Origin of the sequence: Paraburkholderia gardini, from assembly GCF_907164575.1 — a bacterium.
Classification (GTDB): domain Bacteria; phylum Pseudomonadota; class Gammaproteobacteria; order Burkholderiales; family Burkholderiaceae; genus Paraburkholderia; species Paraburkholderia gardini.
In genome coordinates this window covers 21,004-36,644 of the sequence record NZ_CAJQYY010000012.1, presented here as the reverse complement: position 1 = coordinate 36,644, position 15,641 = coordinate 21,004, and the positions used below count along the sequence as shown (strand labels likewise).

Annotated in this window: 20 protein-coding genes; 8 read left to right on the top strand and 12 right to left on the bottom strand. The window is 61.4% G+C overall.

Annotated elements, in window-relative coordinates; genetic code table 11:
- Positions 1 to 62: 62 nt before the first annotated feature.
- Positions 63 to 1,262 carry a serine hydrolase domain-containing protein gene (locus LPA34_RS11925; protein ID WP_228978277.1) on the bottom strand — a complete coding sequence of 400 codons (1,200 nt, stop codon included), beginning with the start codon at positions 1,260 to 1,262 and terminating at the stop codon, positions 63 to 65.
- Between the two features lie 133 nt (positions 1,263 to 1,395).
- Positions 1,396 to 1,602, bottom strand: a complete 207-nt coding sequence (locus LPA34_RS11920) for a hypothetical protein (protein WP_228978492.1) — start codon at positions 1,600 to 1,602, stop codon at positions 1,396 to 1,398.
- Between the two features lie 889 nt (positions 1,603 to 2,491).
- Between LPA34_RS11920 and LPA34_RS11915 the strand changes: the two genes are divergently transcribed.
- A complete protein-coding gene (locus LPA34_RS11915) occupies positions 2,492 to 3,139 on the top strand; it encodes a helix-turn-helix transcriptional regulator (protein WP_228978275.1) in 648 nt (215 codons plus the stop codon).
- A gap of 39 nt (positions 3,140 to 3,178) precedes the next feature.
- Here LPA34_RS11915 and LPA34_RS11910 read toward each other — a convergent pair whose 3' ends face one another.
- The 3 genes from LPA34_RS11910 to LPA34_RS11900 form a co-directional block, all read right to left on the bottom strand.
- The gene (locus tag LPA34_RS11910; RefSeq protein ID WP_228978274.1) at positions 3,179 to 3,472 is read right to left on the bottom strand and encodes a hypothetical protein; all 294 of its coding nucleotides are present in this window, start codon (positions 3,470 to 3,472) and stop codon (positions 3,179 to 3,181) included.
- Between the two features lie 67 nt (positions 3,473 to 3,539).
- Complete coding sequence (locus LPA34_RS11905) at positions 3,540 to 4,025, bottom strand: BON domain-containing protein (protein ID WP_228978490.1); 486 nt, start codon at positions 4,023 to 4,025, stop codon at positions 3,540 to 3,542.
- A 76-nt stretch (positions 4,026 to 4,101) separates the two neighbouring features.
- A complete protein-coding gene (locus LPA34_RS11900) occupies positions 4,102 to 5,574 on the bottom strand; it encodes a sigma-54 interaction domain-containing protein (RefSeq protein WP_324251729.1) in 1,473 nt (490 codons plus the stop codon).
- A gap of 334 nt (positions 5,575 to 5,908) precedes the next feature.
- Here LPA34_RS11900 and LPA34_RS11895 point away from each other — a divergent pair, with 334 nt between their 5' ends.
- On the top strand, positions 5,909 to 7,309 hold the full coding sequence (locus LPA34_RS11895) for a GntP family permease (protein ID WP_228978272.1): 1,401 nt from the start codon (positions 5,909 to 5,911) through the stop codon (positions 7,307 to 7,309).
- Positions 7,310 to 7,398: 89 nt separating this feature from the next.
- Here the strand turns inward: LPA34_RS11895 and LPA34_RS11890 are convergent, their stop codons facing one another.
- Positions 7,399 to 7,659 carry a DUF6723 family protein gene (locus LPA34_RS11890; protein WP_228978270.1) on the bottom strand — a complete coding sequence of 87 codons (261 nt, stop codon included), beginning with the start codon at positions 7,657 to 7,659 and terminating at the stop codon, positions 7,399 to 7,401.
- A 105-nt stretch (positions 7,660 to 7,764) separates the two neighbouring features.
- Entirely contained in the window at positions 7,765 to 8,037 is a 273-nt protein-coding gene (locus LPA34_RS11885; protein WP_228978267.1) for a hypothetical protein, read from the bottom strand.
- A gap of 222 nt (positions 8,038 to 8,259) precedes the next feature.
- On the opposite strand from LPA34_RS11885, the gene LPA34_RS11880 reads away from it, so the two are divergent.
- Positions 8,260 to 8,463: a cold-shock protein gene (locus LPA34_RS11880; protein ID WP_090535384.1), complete on the top strand. Its 204-nt coding sequence runs from the start codon at positions 8,260 to 8,262 to the stop codon at positions 8,461 to 8,463.
- Positions 8,464 to 8,667: 204 nt separating this feature from the next.
- Here the strand turns inward: LPA34_RS11880 and LPA34_RS11875 are convergent, their stop codons facing one another.
- The gene (locus LPA34_RS11875) at positions 8,668 to 9,522 is read right to left on the bottom strand and encodes a CHAD domain-containing protein (protein WP_228978265.1); all 855 of its coding nucleotides are present in this window, start codon (positions 9,520 to 9,522) and stop codon (positions 8,668 to 8,670) included.
- Between the two features lie 124 nt (positions 9,523 to 9,646).
- Between LPA34_RS11875 and LPA34_RS11870 the strand changes: the two genes are divergently transcribed.
- Positions 9,647 to 10,009, top strand: a complete 363-nt coding sequence (locus LPA34_RS11870; RefSeq protein ID WP_228978263.1) for a hypothetical protein — start codon at positions 9,647 to 9,649, stop codon at positions 10,007 to 10,009.
- Between the two features lie 94 nt (positions 10,010 to 10,103).
- On the opposite strand, the gene LPA34_RS11865 is transcribed toward LPA34_RS11870, so the two are convergent.
- The gene (locus tag LPA34_RS11865) at positions 10,104 to 10,760 is read right to left on the bottom strand and encodes an H-NS histone family protein (RefSeq protein ID WP_228978261.1); all 657 of its coding nucleotides are present in this window, start codon (positions 10,758 to 10,760) and stop codon (positions 10,104 to 10,106) included.
- Positions 10,761 to 10,918: 158 nt separating this feature from the next.
- Here LPA34_RS11865 and LPA34_RS11860 point away from each other — a divergent pair, with 158 nt between their 5' ends.
- Positions 10,919 to 11,587 (top strand): hypothetical protein, encoded by a 669-nt coding sequence (locus LPA34_RS11860; RefSeq protein ID WP_228978508.1) that lies wholly within the window; start codon positions 10,919 to 10,921, stop codon positions 11,585 to 11,587.
- Here LPA34_RS11860 and LPA34_RS11855 read toward each other — a convergent pair.
- Positions 11,542 to 11,766: a DUF2866 domain-containing protein gene (locus tag LPA34_RS11855; RefSeq protein WP_228978486.1), complete on the bottom strand. Its 225-nt coding sequence runs from the start codon at positions 11,764 to 11,766 to the stop codon at positions 11,542 to 11,544. The two genes, LPA34_RS11860 and LPA34_RS11855, sit on opposite strands and share 46 nt — an antisense overlap.
- Positions 11,767 to 12,445: 679 nt before the next feature.
- Between LPA34_RS11855 and LPA34_RS11850 the strand changes: the two genes are divergently transcribed.
- Complete coding sequence (locus LPA34_RS11850; protein WP_228978260.1) at positions 12,446 to 12,718, top strand: DUF1488 family protein; 273 nt, start codon at positions 12,446 to 12,448, stop codon at positions 12,716 to 12,718.
- 70 nt (positions 12,719 to 12,788) lie between these two features.
- On the opposite strand, the gene LPA34_RS11845 is transcribed toward LPA34_RS11850, so the two are convergent.
- Positions 12,789 to 13,736, bottom strand: a complete 948-nt coding sequence (locus tag LPA34_RS11845; RefSeq protein ID WP_228978257.1) for an RDD family protein — start codon at positions 13,734 to 13,736, stop codon at positions 12,789 to 12,791.
- Between the two features lie 114 nt (positions 13,737 to 13,850).
- Entirely contained in the window at positions 13,851 to 14,465 is a 615-nt protein-coding gene (locus LPA34_RS11840) for a J domain-containing protein (RefSeq protein WP_228978255.1), read from the bottom strand.
- Positions 14,466 to 14,753: 288 nt separating this feature from the next.
- Here LPA34_RS11840 and LPA34_RS11835 point away from each other — a divergent pair, with 288 nt between their 5' ends.
- Positions 14,754 to 15,152 carry a RidA family protein gene (locus tag LPA34_RS11835; protein WP_228978254.1) on the top strand — a complete coding sequence of 133 codons (399 nt, stop codon included), beginning with the start codon at positions 14,754 to 14,756 and terminating at the stop codon, positions 15,150 to 15,152.
- A gap of 117 nt (positions 15,153 to 15,269) precedes the next feature.
- Positions 15,270 to 15,566: a PXPV repeat protein gene (locus tag LPA34_RS11830; RefSeq protein WP_228978251.1), complete on the top strand. Its 297-nt coding sequence runs from the start codon at positions 15,270 to 15,272 to the stop codon at positions 15,564 to 15,566.
- Positions 15,567 to 15,641 lie beyond the last annotated feature (75 nt).

The following is a 15,641-nucleotide window of genomic DNA, read 5'->3' as shown; positions in this document are numbered from 1 at the left end:
AGACGCTGGCCATGTGCCGTCATTCCGGCATGCTACGCGACCTGCCTTGCGTGCTGCGTGAATCAGTCGTCGATGGCGTCGTACAGGTGGCGCTCGAAGTCGACCGACATCGGAAACAGCTCGATATCGCGCCGCTGGATCAGCATCATCGCGACCATGTCTTCGACCGGGTCGGCAAGCCAGCTGGTGCCGTACGCGCCGGGCCAGCCGAACGATCCCGTCGAGCGGTAGCCGAGCGGCAGCTGCTGCGCCGGATTGTCGACGACGGCCAGCCCCAGCCCGAAACCCTGCCCTGCCCAGACGATGTGCCCGAATGACGGCTGCCGGCGCTGGTCACGGCTCAGGAAATTCGAGCGCATCAGGTCGACCGAACGATGCGACAGCAACCGCGTATCGTCCACGCGGCCGCGCCCCAGCAGCAGGCGGGCGAACTGGAGATAGTCTTCCGCGGTCGAGACGAGCCCGCCGCCGCCACTGTGAAAGCGCGCCGGATCGGCCCAGCGGCTGCGTTCCGGGTGATCCTCGACAACCCGCTGTTTCGTCGCCGGATCGATGGCGTAGGCAGTAGCGAGGCGCGAAAGCTGCGCCTCGGGCACCCAGAACGCGGTATCGCGCATGCCGAGCGGCTCGAAGATGCGCGTGCGGAAAAAGTCGCCGAGCGACATGCCCGTGATGCGGTAGACCAGCACGCCGAGCACGTCGGTTGCAATGCTGTAGTGCCAGCGCGAACCGGGCTGGAACATCAGCGGCAGCGCCGCGATGCGTTTGAGCCAGCCGTCCGGCCCTTCCGACGATTCAAAACCGTTGAAGGCGCCCAGATACGCTTCGGCCAGCGGCCCGAGCGCCGTGAAGTGATAGGCAAAGCCGGCGCGATGCGTCAGCAGGTCGAGAATCGTGACCGGCGCGCGGGCTTCGACGGTATCGTCGAGCGGGCCAGCCGGGTCGCGCAGCACCCGCAGGTTCGCGAGTTCCGGCAACCAGCGTGCAACGGGCGCATCGAGCGTCAGCCGGTCTTCCTCTGCGAGCATCATGATCGCCGCGCTCGTCACGGGCTTCGTCATCGAGGCGATGCGAAACAGCGTGTTGCGTGCCATCGGCTGCCCGGAAATGTCGTCGAGCGCGCCGAGCGTGTCCATCTGCGCGATTTCCCCGCGACGCCAGACCAGCGTCACGACACCGGCCACCTCGCCCCGGTCGACATAGCCCTGCATGGCCGCGGTCAGCTTCGCCAGCCGCGCGGCTGAGAATCCTGCGTGGATCATGAGTTGTCCTGGTTGCACGGGTGAAGCGGCACTCGCACAGGGCGGTGCGCGAGGCGCATCCGCGCCGCCGGAGGATTGTCACACGGGAATAGACCGTGGCGCGGCGGGCGAGCCGGCCACGCGCGCGGATGTGTCATTTGACCTGTATGCGCGCTTCCAGCGCGCGCAGCGCGTCATTCAGGCGCTTGACGCGACTCGCCTGCGAAGGCACGAGCGCCGCGCCCAGCACGCGATCGATCCGGTCACGCCAGTACGACAGCGGAATGCGATCCTGATCCGAAAGTCGCGAGATTACGTGTTCCAGATGCTCAATATCTTTTTCGAGTTGGTGATGATTCATTGCTTTCCCCGGAATTGCTGTTTCTGATGCTGTTCTCTCCGCTTGAAATGTGCCGCAATCACGCGTTTTACCTGAAAAAGGAAAATCCTGCTTCCCGACGCTCTGCCCGGCGTCGTCTGAAAAATGCAAGGAAACGCATGTTACGGCAATACTGCGGAACATCGGTGCAGACTATAAGACAGGGATCTTCCATTCATCCGTTAGCCGCCGCACGGAAAAACACCACCGCATGCGCGAGATTGTCGCAAAGGCTGCCAAGGTTAACGGCGGTTAATTGGACTGTATATTCCTCATTTGCGGAAAAGACCGGAAATGCGCGGCCGGTTGAATCTTCCATCGACCACCAGGGCCGCGACGACACGGGGGCGCAGTGGAACGGGACGAAGAACGGTATGACCGGCTGGTACACCGGATATATGACACCGTCACGGCTTCAGAAACCTGGCAGGTACTTTACGCAGAGCTTGCCGAACTCATTGACGCGAAAACCATTCATCTCGTTGGTTTCGATAAAAAGCACAATGCGCTTTCATTTAGCGACGGTTTCAATCTGCTTCCAGGCCGTGAACTCGGTTACATCCGTCGTTATCACCACATTGATCCGCGGCTTTCGATGCTGTGGTCTCAACCGGTACTCAAGTGGTTACATTGTCACGAGCATTTTGACGAAGAATTTGTCCGTAATAACCGGTTCTTTCAGGAATTCCTTTTACCAGGCGGACGTCGTTATGCGTCGTGCGTAAAACTCGTCGACGATGAAACGGTTACCGTTTTTTTCGCATGTCTGAGAACCATTGACCAGGGTCCATTCGCTCTGGACGCGATAGCGATACTCGAACGCCTGACGCCGCATCTCGCCCGCGCGGTCAAATTTCAGGTACAGCGCTTTGTGTTTTCGACGGACGCGCTGGTTGGGCATGCGCTCGTCAACCGCTGGCGTCAGCCGGTCATTCTCGCGAGCACGGAAGGCGACGTGCTCCGGCTCAACGGCGCGGCCGAGCGCCTGCTGCAGACCACGATGATGGTGCGCACGAACAATCGCAAGGTGACGCTGCCCGCGCCGTTCCAGCAACGCTTTCTGGAAGACTGCGCGGCGACCGAAGCGCATCTGCGCGTCGCCAACGCCGACGTGCACGCGGATGCGGCGCGCTATCGCGTGATGCGCATTCAGGACAGCACGAGCCCATTCCCGCAGGACACGCTCTACGCGTTCTATAACCTGATCGCGCCGGGCGAAGTGTCGGCCGTGTTCGGGCTGCGGGCAATCGTGATGCTGATTTTCTATCACCCGCCGTCGGCGCCGCCCGTCGACGAAGACCTGCTCGCCGCCGCGTTCGATCTGACGCCTGCCGAGTGCCGCGTCGCGCATTTTCTGGCGGAAGGCATGTCGCCGAAGGAAATCGCCGCGCGCATCGGCGTACAGCACGACACGGTGCGCAAGCAGTTGCAGGCGATCTATCAGAAGACAGCGACGAACCGGCAGCCCGATCTGGTCCGGCTACTGCTGCATTTACCTGGAAACGGCGGCGGCCAGTAGGAAAGCCGGTTCATTGCGGTGAGCCGGCTGAGGCCAGATTCAGCTCGCCTTCCTGCATGCGAAAATCAGGTTGCGCACGCCGTCGACGGTTGTCTGGCGCACGATCTCGAACGGGCCGCCGCACATGCCGCGCGCCTGCTGCTCGCAGCCATCGCCGCCGGCCGCGGAACACTGGACCTGCGTGGTGGGCAGACCATCGGGAGAAAACAGCGGCGGCGCGCTGCTGCAGCCGGCCAGCGCGGCGAGTGCCATGCCCGCGCACGCGGCAGCGGCGGCAGACAGGGCGCGTGCGGCGAAGCGCGGTTGCGCGCGGAACGGACGATTGCGTTTCATTGAAAAACCCCGGTTGATCTCTTTTTCTGCCGATCCCGCGATTTTGCCACGCGGCCGCGGCGCTGCGTCAGTCGGGCGCCGCAAGCGTCTTGTAGGGCAGCGGGCCGCCCGGCGTGGGCGTCACGCGCATGAACACCTGCTCGACGTCGGGAATCGCTTCCAGACGCTTCTGCAATGCGGCTGCATCGAACGATGCCGGCGCGCAGCCTTCCGCATAGACGAAGCGACGCTGCACCGTGATCCAGATACTCGTGCCGGCGAGCTCTTCCGGCTGGGCGAACCGCGCGCGAATCGCAGCGGCGATGTCCGGGTCGTACATATAGGAGTTGGGCTTCGTGCATTTGTGCGCGAGCCAGCACGTCGTGCCGCGCTCGACGCGATAGTGCGCGTCGTCTTCCATCTGCGCCCTCGTCATTAGCGGACCGAGTGGCACCGGACAGTCCGCCACCGCGTGCGACAGCGCGAAAAACGGGTCGTTGTACCAGTTCTTGCGCTCGACCGCCGATGCGCCCGCACCCGATACAGCCGACGCGGCCGGAGCCGTGGAAGCCATCTGCGCGGACGTGTACTGTGCGTGGAACGCGATGCCCGTCGCGAGCAGCATCACGGCGAATCGCCCGTGATTCATGTCACACCTCGATACCGTAAGCGGCGATCTTCTTGTAGAGCGTCGCCCGTCCCATACCGATACGCGTCGCGGTTTCCGTCACGCGGCCGCCGCTGGCACGCAGCGCGTCGCTCAGGAACCGTCGCTCGAACGCGGCCATCGCGCCGGTCCAGGTTTCGTGTCCGGCATCCGTCGCGGTCGTGGAACCGGAGCCGGCCGCGCCCGTGACGTCGATGCCCGCTTCGCGTGCCGCGACGGGCGCGCGCGCCGGCCCGAGGAACGGCGCCAGCGCCCGGGCGTCGATGCGCTCGCTGTCCGACAGCATCACCGCGCGCTCCAGCGTGTTGTGCAGTTCCCGCACGTTGCCCGGCCAAGCGTATGCGGACAACAGGCGCAACGCGTCGTCCTGCACCTCGAAATGCGCGCCCGGCACGTTCAACGACAGATCCTCGAGTATCGCGTACGCCAGCGCTTCGATATCCGACACGCGTTCGCGCAGCGGCGGCGCGTGGATCGTCAGCACGTTGAGCCGGTAAAAGAGGTCCGCGCGAAAGCGTCCGGCGGCGACGAGCGCCGGCAGGTCCGCCGAGGTCGCCGCGATGATCCGTACGTCCGCACGCACGATCCGGTTCGAGCCGAGCGGCTCGAACTCCTTGTCTTGCAGCACACGCAGCAGCTTGCCCTGCAGGGGTAGCGGCATGTCGCCGATTTCATCGAGAAAGAGCGTGCCGCCGTCGGCGAGTTCGAACTTGCCGACGCGGCCCTTGCGGTCGGCGCCCGTGTAGGCGCCCGCCGCCGCGCCAAAGAACTCGACTTCGAGCAGCGTATCCGGGATCGCCGCGACGTTCACTGTCACCAGCGGTTTGTTCGCCCGCGCGGAAGCGCCGTGAATCGCATGCGCCAGCAATTCCTTGCCGGTGCCTGTCTCGCCGAGCAGCAGCACCGGCGACTCGACCTGCGCCGCGCGCCGCGCCTGGCGCTTGACTTCGAGGCTCGCCGCACTCGTGCCGACGAAACTCGCGAACGTATATTTCGCCCGCCGCGCCTGCGCGAGCGACTGACGCGTCGCGATCAGTTCCTGCTGGACGCGCGAGTAATGCGAAAAGAGCGGCGTGAGCGCCTTGAGTTCGTCGAAGAGCGCAAACCCGACAGCGCCGACTGTCGCGCCCGCGTCGTCCTTCAGCGGCAGACGGGTGACGACGAGCGGCTCGCGGTCGGTTTCAAGGATATCGAGCAGGATCGGCTTGCCCGTCGCGACGACGTCGCGCATCAGGCTGTTCGGAATCACCGCTTCGCAATCGCGGCCAATGGCCTGCTGTGGATCGGAGAATCCGAAACGCGCCGCGTAACGCTTGTTGATCCAGACGACGCGCGCATCGGCGTCGACGATAAAGGTCCCTTCGCTGAAATTCTCGAACGTGCGAAAGAGCGAATCCATCGCCCTTCGCAATACATCGCTGTAGTTATCAGGCAGGCCTGCCCAGTCGTTCATCATGATGTCGCTGTCTCCCACTATCGTTTTATGTGCGCCGCCGTCTACATATGTAGACAGCTTATCTCAACGTCGAGATCGCCAGCAAGGCCGTCTGTCTTGATATTGCCATGTTTCAGGCGCCCGGGATTGCAGCTTTCAATCTCCAATTCGAGACTTTATGTACAATCGGTCGCGCCGCGCGCTGGACAGCGGGCCGCTCACGTACCTGGCACCCCCACTCCGACGCCGTCTGGCGGCGATTGGCACGGAAGCTGCGTACGCGAGCGCCGGCTCGTTGCGTCCACGGTCAGGCCGTCGACGCGCGTGCGCACAACAAACCAGTTCTGGAGACTTAATGTCCTTTGTCATCGTCCTCGCCGCACTGGCGTTTCTGATGTTCGCCGCCTATCGCGGCTACAGCGTGATCCTCGTCGCGCCGATTGCCGCGCTTGGCGCCGTGCTGCTGACCGACCCGGCCGCCGTCGCGCCGGTTTTTTCCGGCATCTTCATGGAAAAGATGGTCGGCTTCGTCAAGCTCTACTTCCCTGTGTTTCTGCTCGGCGCCGTGTTCGGCAAGGTGATCGAGCTGTCGGGCTTCTCCGAATCGATCGTTGCCGCCGCGATTCGCTACATCGGCCGTTCGCGGGCGAATGCGGTGATCGTTGCGGTGTGCGCGCTGCTCACATACGGAGGCGTTTCGCTCTTCGTGGTCGTGTTCGCGGTGTACCCGTTCGCCGCTGAACTGTATCGCCAGAGCAACATCCCGAAGCGCTTGATGCCGGGTGCGATCGCGCTGGGCGCCTTCTCGTTCACGATGGATTCGCTGCCGGGCACGCCGCAGATCCAGAACATCATCCCGACGACGTTCTTCAAGACCACCTCGTGGGCCGCGCCGTGGCTCGGCGTGATCGGCTCGGTCTTCATCATCGTGGTCGGGCTCACGTATCTGGAATGGCGTCGCCGTGCGGCGATGGCAACGGGCGAAGGCTACGGCACCGAACTCGTGAACGAGCCGGAACGTGTCGAATCGAAGGCGCTGCCGCATCCGCTGCTGGCCGTCGCGCCGCTCGTCCTCGTGGGCGTCGCGAACTTCATGCTGACGCGCATGATTCCCGAATGGTATGGCGCAAGCTACACCGTCGCGCCGGAAATCCTGCCGGGCGTGCACGCGCCGGTGACGACATCGGTGAAAGCCGTGGTCGCGATCTGGTCGGTGGAAGGCGCGCTGCTGCTGGGCATCCTGCTCGTCATGCTGACGGCGTTCGGCCGCGTGCGCGAGCGTTTCGCGACCGGCACCAAGGCTGCCGTGGGCGGCGCGTTGCTGGCTTCGCTGAATACGGCCTCGGAATACGGTTTTGGCGGCGTGATCGCCGCGCTGCCGGGGTTCCTCGTGGTCAGCGACGCGCTCAAGAGCATTCCGAATCCGCTCGTCAACGCGGCGGTGTCGGTCAGCTCACTGGCGGGGATTACCGGATCGGCGTCCGGCGGCATGAGCATCGCGCTGGCCGCGATGTCGGATCTGTTCATCAAGGGCGCGGAAGCCGCGCACATCCCGATGGAAGTGCTGCACCGCGTGGTCGCCATGGCCAGCGGCGGCATGGACACGCTGCCGCACAACGGCGCCGTGATCACGCTGCTCGCGGTAACCGGCCTCACGCACCGTCAATCGTATCGGGATATCTTTGCGGTCACCGTCATCAAGACGCTGGCGGTGTTCTTCGTGATCACGGTGTACTACACGACCGGGATCGTCTGATTCTGGCTGGCGGGCGGGCCGGTAGACGCGCAACGCGCCGCCGACCCGCTTGCCGGCGCTCTGGTGACGGACCTGAAAGGCTTGAACGCCTACAGCTCCGGGTGCGCCAGGTCGCCGGCGACGATCTGCTCGCCCTGCACCTGGGCGGCCGCCAGCGCCTCGTTTTTCGTCGCGAAAGGGCCGAATTCCGGCGCACCGTCGAAGGGAAACAACACTTTCCCATCCGTCTTTCGAACCACCCGCAAAACCCCGTAGAACCGGAGATAGCCGGCGAGTTTCGTCGCGGCGAAGACGTCGAAATCGTCTTCCGACGTGGCGGGCATACTGGGGATAAATCTGAAGTTGGGCATGACAGGCTTCTGGATTGCTGTGCCGGGCGGCCATCCAGCGACCTCAAGGCCCGCTGTCGCACCGCTGGCGAAAGAGACAGGGACGGTGACGTCCCTTTTACCGCGTTACTGCCAGGTTTCCCGCTGCCACGGACCCCATTCAGCGCCCGCGAGCTTGAAACGGGTGTAGGTCGCACTCTGCCCGGTCGGATTTTCCGATGTATCGCCTGCCGGTTTGACGTCGGTGGTGTGAAGCGCGAAGGCCTGATGGTCGTCGGTATCGATCGTCACGCGGCCGATGGGATCGGTTCCATCCTGTTGATTTGACTCAAGAATTACGAAATAAGGGGTGAGCCGGCGCCAAAAGGCAGTCAATTCATCTTGCAAATAATGTGTCATGGAGTTCCTGGATGTGTGGGTCCAGTTTACCCTGGTCACTATCGGCAACGATTTGTGACCACCCGGGCGCACCAAAAGAATGCGCGAATATCGCAAAAAATCGTTACCCCGTGTACTTGCTGATAGGCGGTTTTCATAAAGGCGTGGTACAACTCTAACTTCGCGTCTGCCGATCCAGAAATACGGCGGCCGCGATGGAACACAACTTTTACTGGATTAAAAATGGCAACTGGTACCGTGAAGTGGTTCAACGATGCGAAGGGTTTCGGATTCATCACGCCGGATGACGGCGGCGAAGATCTGTTCGCACACTTTTCTGAAGTTCAAGGTAGCGGCTTCAAGTCGCTGCAAGAAAATCAGAAGGTTAGCTTCGAAGTGAAGCAAGGACCGAAGGGCAAGCAAGCCGCCAACATCCAGCCGCTGTAAGCAGCTGGACAAGTCGGTTTTGCGACTACGAATGGCCCGCCCTCGCGGGCCATTCGTACTTTAACGGCAGCGAAACAGTCGCCGCCGCGTGACGGGTCGTTGGTGTTGCGCGTGTCGTGCGCTTCATGCCGCTCTACCCGCACGGGTATTCAACGTGTTGATCCATCGCCTCGTCGTTCGTATCGCGCGACGGCAACGGCACATCTACGCATCGCACAACAGCTTGCGCGCGGCCCGCACGCGCCGCCTGCGCTCCTGCTTCAGCCATCGCAAGACGGAATCCCGGGCGCCGCGGTCCTCAAACAGGTTTTCGTTCTGTTCAAGCAGTGCTTCACTCGCGACGACGTCGTTCAGCGCACCAAACCGCTTCTGGATTTTCGTGAGGCGTTTGAGCGTCCGGCGATGATCGCCGTTCAATACCGGTTCAAACAGCTCGAGCAGATAGCGCAGTGTCTTGCCTGCTTTTCGCACTTCATGCAACGACGCGTAGTCGGATTTCTTCGCACATGAAGCGCGCTTCATCCGTTTGCGCAGTAACTTTTCGCACGCCGCGACCCGACGGTCTCCAAATTTCCGGAGCGATACGCACTCGTGCACAGTGTTCAGCGCCTTCGCTGCGTCCGAAAGCGTTGCGCGCAGCACGTCTTTCACGCCCGCGTTCGCGAGTGTCTCCACACTCATGGTCAGTGCCTGTGCACGCACCGCTTTTAGCTCGCTCGAAGAGGCGGATTCTGCCTCTACTTCTTCTTCGAGCAACTGCAGGAGAATGTCCCAGTCGCGCGTTTTGCCGGCAGTCGTCGCGAGGAATTTGAGCAGCGAACGCTGTTGCCTGACGACGTCTTTATCGAAGAGCGGCCTGTAGGCCCACCACAGCGAACGCAAGCGTCGCAGCACGACACGCAGCCCGTGAATCGATTCGGGCTCGGCGCCCTCGCTTAACAGCGCAGCGCATGCGATTGCCTCGTGAACGAGTGGCGACGCAAGCGATGAGAATGCGGCAGCAGCGTCCTGCCGGGCTTCAATGCCGGTACCTGTGTCAGTTGTATCGTCGCGCTTCATTCGATCCCCCACACGAAGAGGGTTTTATGCGAACCCGGAAAAGAGATTGCCAACGCGCGTGCGCATCCTCTTGCTTCATCATAGACGCACGGGAGAGCAGTGCTCTCGACCCTATGACGGGAGAGTGGACACTGAAAAACAAGCCATTGAAAAACAAACATGGACCACGGGGCGCGTAGTGAGCAACATCGTCTGGCCAGAATTGCCAGATCGCCGCCCGGCAGAACTTTCATCCAGGCGGCGCTCGCGATCGTGCCTGGCATCATTGCGGCACTCGCGCTTCACATGGTGTTCGGTGATGAATTCGCTACCCGCAAGGCAGCGAAATTCTATGCGCCTGTCGAAGGCAAGGCTTACGGAAGCGGATCGCGAGATTTACATACCCAAGCCGGTATTCATGGACATCGTCTTTAAAAACGGATCAGGTTTTCAGTCGAAATCTAAAGTCACCCGAGCGATCATGGCGCCTTCAGGTGGCGATCGCTAACAACATGGCGAGCACGACGGCAAAACCGGTTCCGGTTCTGGCCGTGTCCACTGCGTCGTCGAACCATTTGCGCCCGACGACGCGCATCCACGACTTACGACGCAGCAACAGTGTCCGCAGCAGCAGCGATCTTTTTGACCGCGACCTTCTTCACCGCTGTTGCCTTTTTAGCCGCCCCTTTTTTAGCTGCCGTCTTTTTGACAGCAGCCTTTCTACCGGCAGTCGCGACAGTACGCTTTACTGCCGTTTTTACACCGGCGGCTTTTTTCACGGTCACTTTCTTTGCAGCCGCCGTTTTCTTTGCAACGACCTTCTTTGCCGTTGTCTTTTTAGCAGCAGCGCCGCGTTTAGCCGTGACCTTCGCTTTCCCGGCGGCACCCGATACCGCAGCGGCCGATTCCGCCGCCGCATCGATCAGAAACTTCGTGCGGTCCTTGACGTTCTTGATCCAGACTGGCGGACGTGCGTGGCCACTCCATGTAGCACCTGTTTTCGGGTCGCGATACTTCGCCGGAAGTTTGCCTTTGGCAGCACCGACTGGTTTTGCCTTGCCATTCGCCGAACGACCGCTTAAAGCATTTGCCTCACGTCGTGCTTTTGCTTTCGCTTCGATATCCGCTGTCGTCAGACCATGCTTGAGCATCAGTTCACGAATCTGGTTTACCGCTACTTGTGTCTTGCGCGCGATAAGCGCATCGGCTTGCGCCTGGAGTTTTTTCAGTCGCGCCTGGATCTGTTCCAGTGTGGCCATCAGAGCCTCCCTTCAGGTTTAGATGGTCGCACTATGCCACGTACAACCACTCAATGACAAAAGTTTTGTCAATACTTCACGTTTTTAAAGCAACAGCTGCATCATTCACCGCTCGCTTCTTTCGCTTTCGACATTCACTTTAAAGCCGCTTTTCAAGCTTGCTTCATATCTCCGCCAACCGGATTCAGATTCTGAAAGCCGTTCGCTTTAGCTGCATAAACCAAAATCACGACAGCCGGTTGCATCGCTTTCGAAAGCTCCGTCCCGGACTGGAATCAGCACTGCTGAAAAACACCATCCATGGGTTCCAGACGGCAGGCCGTCATGACTACGCCCCGCGGACACTCAGGATCCACGTCGCAAACTGTTCCGGCAAAGCGCTTACCCGTGTCTCGGGCGACCTCGGATTCTTCGACGGGCTGGGCGCAGATGTCGGGACTGTTTATCTTTCAATACGCGAGAACATCCGGCCGGGTGGCGAATATGCCGGGTCGGATCGTCTCGAATATGATGCTTTCCTTGAAGAGCAGCAAGCCGTCTGGAACCCCGGGAAAAGAGGTATCAGACGCTTTTCATTCCACATTCAATCGTGTTTGCCGATGAAACGGAACTCGTCGCCCCCGAATAAGGTGGCGGTATTAAAGCGACCGACAACAGGCACGCGGCGGCATCTCGCGAATCTCAAGCTACGGTTCGCGAAGCATGCGTCTAAACAGGCTGTGGAGTTAGCAGTTGCTAAAAAGGCACGCGTGAAACCAGCACCGCTGTCGCAGGTATTGCCTCAGGCGTCTTCGCCGGAAAGTCGCACACGCCTTCCGGGAACGTGAGCCATGAGTGTCGCGACAATCTCTTCCGCGCTGCTTTCCGCAGGCACGACGCGGCGACACGCATCTTCTTCCGCATGCGGCGACCACTCGACAAACCGGTACGGGCGCCCCCAGAGCGGCTGAAAAGGCTCGGAAATCCGGCACGTCCGTGGTGCGAATCCGCGCTCCGCGCTGGACATGGCCCGAAGCTGTTCACGCACATTATCCTGAACCATCGTCGACTCTCCATTGCTGGTTGCATTTCGCTTCACGTCGAACTCCCCTCGTGCCTAAAAAAATTGCCGCCGATGAACTGGCGGCCAAACAGGGGTCGACTCATAGTCGCAGCGAACAATTAAGCGAGCCTTAAGGCGAACGTAAAAGGTTGGATTTAAACAGGCCTGGCAGCGAAACAACGTATGCAGCGACGCGCGAACCAGTCGGCCGTGTGTATTCCGCAATCGTTACGGCGGGCACGCAGCTTGCGCGACCGGTGAATGACACCGGTGAGGAGAGCGTCATAAGCGCACCCGGTCCCACCTCGCAACCACCCGCGGGCGACGACGGCGCGAATAGCGTCGGTGCTCTCCCAGGTGACAACCCAGGTCCGGCCTTGCAATACCCGCAGGGGTGACTCCCCGAAAGCCCGAGCCAGATCCCGCATATATGACATTACCGTGCGGCGGCTAACGGTCTGGTACACGAATTGCTGATGAAATGTCCCGCGTGGCCTCCTGCCGGAGCATGGACGCTACCGGGCGGCGCGTTCCGGTGGCAACGCTAAAACGCGCACGCTCCGTGCTTCTGTTAGTTAAATTAATCCGGGCGCCACGCGAAGTGTGAGGTTTCGCTGGCCAACCGGATGCTGCGAGGAACGTCATGGAGACTGTGCAGATCGAGCCCAGTATCTCGCCCGACAGACGGGCAGTGATCTTCGTTCTGTCACTTCGGGAGAAGGACCATGAGTGCTCGATAACGCGCGAAGCGCTGGAGCAGCATTTCTGGCTGCAGCCCGGCGCATCCGAAGCGCGAATCCTCAGAACGTTCAACGACGGCCGCAAACGCATTTTCGCCGTCGCGGAAAGAAAACTGCTGGCTAATCCTGGTGGACGCGTCGTCGTTACCGCGAGCGACTTCGGCACGCGACGCTAGCCCAACGCATGATCGACACGGCGAGCATGGTCCTGGTTATCAGCGGGCACCGCATCCACATCTGCAATGACTAAAGCTTTTTAGCGCCCGCAACTGTCTCCAGCGTTTTGCTGATTGCGGGTTTCACACGTGTCGCTTCGGGCCGCATTTTCGCTGCTGGCGGCACGGCGCCAGTGCTGTGATGCATCGCGCGATGGTAAGCAACCGTCGATACAAGCAACGCCGCAAACACAACGGCCAGCAGATAGTGAACGGCCGTGCACGGTTCGCGAATCACACGAAACTTCAGACGCGCATCCCATGCGGTAATCCCGTCGCGCTTAAGTAGTACCGCATTCAGGATCATGACAAGCTGCTGCGCAGCGGGCAGGCCAAACGCAAAGCCGCGCGCCCACACCGAGAAATTACGCGCGAGATAACGGCCAAATGAAGGCGCGGCGCCATCCGGCTCCACGACGCGAATGCCCAGCAATGCCTTGCCGATGCTATTCCCGCACGCGGCGTGAACCAGGGCGTCGAGAAAGAGCGCAAGTGGCAGATAAACCATGCCCAGAAAACTCATGTTCACCATAAGCATCGAGCGAAACTGCAGCAGGTGCCAACCCGTCACCGTGTTGACAAACGCCACGACGTAGCCGGCAAGGAACGTCCAGAGCAGCAGGTCGAGTGTCCGCGCAGCGTAGCGACGCCATGCGCCCGTCGCCGCCGGTGCGACCGTCGTCGGATCGGCGCTCACGGCTGCCAGATGCGGCGCACCGGCGGGCGATGTTGCATGCGGGACGCTGGCTAACGGCTGCGTTTTAAACGTGACATCGCCTTGCGTCGCCGGCAGCCTTTCCTTGCCCATCGCGCTTGCGAAGAGCCACACGATGGCCCACAGCAAGGCAATCGGCCCCATTCCGAGCGCCAGCATCGCGAACAGTGGATTGAGTGTGTGAACGGCGAAACCGCAGGCAAACGCCAGCCAGATTGCCGAAGGGACAGCGAGTGTCCTGACCGTCCATGACCTGTATGTCATGTCGCCCCCGCGTTCTTTTCAGATAGAATTTTTCTGAACTCTACTGCGGCGCCCGGAGTGCGTCTACAGGCGAGAGTGCGGCACCACTCAGTTCCGCACAAGGGGTACCTTCGATCAGAGCCGTAGTCCGCTCAGGAACTGATACCACAGCGTACCGAGGCCACCGCCCGGCACATCTGCTTTTGCATTTGCATGACGGGTATCTCCGTCGGATGCAGCGGAGTGATGTGCGGCGTCAGCGGCTGCGACCTGAGCCTCCTCGACCACCGGTGATGTCTGCCGCGACGCGTGCAACGCCACCGCGCTTGCCGCGATCTGCGCAGCGAGACCGGCTTCGCATTGCTGACCGATGAGCACGCCGAAAACGACATCGCGATTATGTCCCTCGTCAGCGAAGCGCATTGCCACGGCGACCCGTTCCGCGTATTCCGCTTCGGCCACCCGGCGCGCCTCCGCTTCGCGTTCGGCCTGCTCGCGCGCTTCACGTTCCCGGTGCGCTTCCCACCAACGCATCTGCTCGGCGTACACGGCGTCGTAGACCTCGCGCTGCGAGACGTCGGAGAGGATCGCGTACGCGCTCTTGATGTCCTGAAACGCCGCGCGCGCAAGCTCCTCGTGTCCGGCGTTGCGGTCCGGATGCCAGCGCATCGCGGCTTTCCGGTAAGCACGCTTGATTTCTTCGCCCGTGGCGCTCGCGGACACGCCCAGCGTGTTATAGAGGGTTGTCATTGCCTGTCAGCCTGTCGATCACATTGCGGGTCATCGTAGCATGTGAAAAATGCGCGCCTGTTACAGCAGTCCGCCGATTGCGTGCCGGATGGGGGAACCAGCAGGTTATCCCCACTTTGTGTTGGCAAGCCTGTGGACAACCGCGCCGGATACGTCGCAAGTGCATGACCGGAAACGACTATCGCCCACCGATGCAAACGCAGGCGCGTGATCTGCGCAGCGCTTTTTTTGGCGCGCTACCTTCTGACGGAACCCCATCACGCCGGTCGCCCACACAAGGAGACGCCCATGAGTCACGACATCAAGTTCTGGATGGTCCCGGGCGCGCCGACGCCGGTCGGCCCGTTCTGTCACGCCACCGAATCAGACAGCTGGATCTTCATCACCGGACAGATGCCGACGTCACCCGACGACGATCACGCGGCGTTACCCGAGGGCGTCGTCGCGCAGACAAAGCGCGTGATGGATAACCTCGTGCTCGTGCTGCAAGGCATGGGATCTGGACTCGGACACGTCGTATCGGCACGCATCTTCCTCACCGAATTCAAACGCGATTTTGCGTCGATGAACGAGACGTACCGCGCGTATTTTCCGAAGAACGCATTGCCGGCCCGCACATGTATCGGCGTGACGGCGCTCGCGTGCGACGCGCTCGTGGAGATCGATTTCATCGCGCGCAGGCCGTAAGTGCTTCGTAACGTAGCGTTACCTTTCTCGCATCGCTGTTTCACCTGTGTCCGACCTCGCCTCATAGACTTCGAGCCGTGGTCACTGACAACGCACACGACGTGCAAGGAGAAACAGATGAACAAGAAGATCCTTGGAACAGTACTGGGTATCGCCGTGCTCGCGGCGTCGTCAGCCGCATCCGCGCATGTCGATGTGGCGATTGGACTCGGCATTCCGGGCCCTGCGGTGTACGCACCCGCACCTGTCTATGTGGCGCCCGCGCCGGTCGTCGCAGGCTACGGCTATGGCGGCTACGACGACTGGCGCGCGCGTCAGTGGCGTGAGCGCGAATGGCGTCAGCGTCAGTGGCATCGTGAAGCCTGGCGCGAACACGAATGGCGTGGGCGTCACGGCGGATGGCGCGGGGATTGAGTTCAGCCCGACGCTCAGGGGAAACAGAATCGGCGCAAGTGACGGCAATCCGCCCTTTGCGCTTTTTTCATCATT

Coding starts and splice junctions, on each gene's coding strand:
- LPA34_RS11925 (WP_228978277.1), bottom strand. CDS start 1,262: ATGATCCACGCAGGATTCTCAGCCGCGCGGCTGGCGAAGCTGACCGCG.
- LPA34_RS11920 (WP_228978492.1), bottom strand. CDS start 1,602: ATGAATCATCACCAACTCGAAAAAGATATTGAGCATCTGGAACACGTA.
- LPA34_RS11910 (WP_228978274.1), bottom strand. CDS start 3,472: ATGAAACGCAATCGTCCGTTCCGCGCGCAACCGCGCTTCGCCGCACGC.
- LPA34_RS11905 (WP_228978490.1), bottom strand. CDS start 4,025: ATGGCTTCCACGGCTCCGGCCGCGTCGGCTGTATCGGGTGCGGGCGCA.
- LPA34_RS11900 (WP_324251729.1), bottom strand. CDS start 5,574: ATGATGAACGACTGGGCAGGCCTGCCTGATAACTACAGCGATGTATTG.
- LPA34_RS11895 (WP_228978272.1), top strand. CDS start 5,909: ATGTCCTTTGTCATCGTCCTCGCCGCACTGGCGTTTCTGATGTTCGCC.
- LPA34_RS11890 (WP_228978270.1), bottom strand. CDS start 7,659: ATGCCCAACTTCAGATTTATCCCCAGTATGCCCGCCACGTCGGAAGAC.
- LPA34_RS11885 (WP_228978267.1), bottom strand. CDS start 8,037: ATGACACATTATTTGCAAGATGAATTGACTGCCTTTTGGCGCCGGCTC.
- LPA34_RS11880 (WP_090535384.1), top strand. CDS start 8,260: ATGGCAACTGGTACCGTGAAGTGGTTCAACGATGCGAAGGGTTTCGGA.
- LPA34_RS11875 (WP_228978265.1), bottom strand. CDS start 9,522: ATGAAGCGCGACGATACAACTGACACAGGTACCGGCATTGAAGCCCGG.
- LPA34_RS11865 (WP_228978261.1), bottom strand. CDS start 10,760: ATGGCCACACTGGAACAGATCCAGGCGCGACTGAAAAAACTCCAGGCG.
- LPA34_RS11855 (WP_228978486.1), bottom strand. CDS start 11,766: ATGTCCAGCGCGGAGCGCGGATTCGCACCACGGACGTGCCGGATTTCC.
- LPA34_RS11850 (WP_228978260.1), top strand. CDS start 12,446: ATGGAGACTGTGCAGATCGAGCCCAGTATCTCGCCCGACAGACGGGCA.
- LPA34_RS11845 (WP_228978257.1), bottom strand. CDS start 13,736: ATGACATACAGGTCATGGACGGTCAGGACACTCGCTGTCCCTTCGGCA.
- LPA34_RS11840 (WP_228978255.1), bottom strand. CDS start 14,465: ATGACAACCCTCTATAACACGCTGGGCGTGTCCGCGAGCGCCACGGGC.
- LPA34_RS11835 (WP_228978254.1), top strand. CDS start 14,754: ATGAGTCACGACATCAAGTTCTGGATGGTCCCGGGCGCGCCGACGCCG.
- LPA34_RS11830 (WP_228978251.1), top strand. CDS start 15,270: ATGAACAAGAAGATCCTTGGAACAGTACTGGGTATCGCCGTGCTCGCG.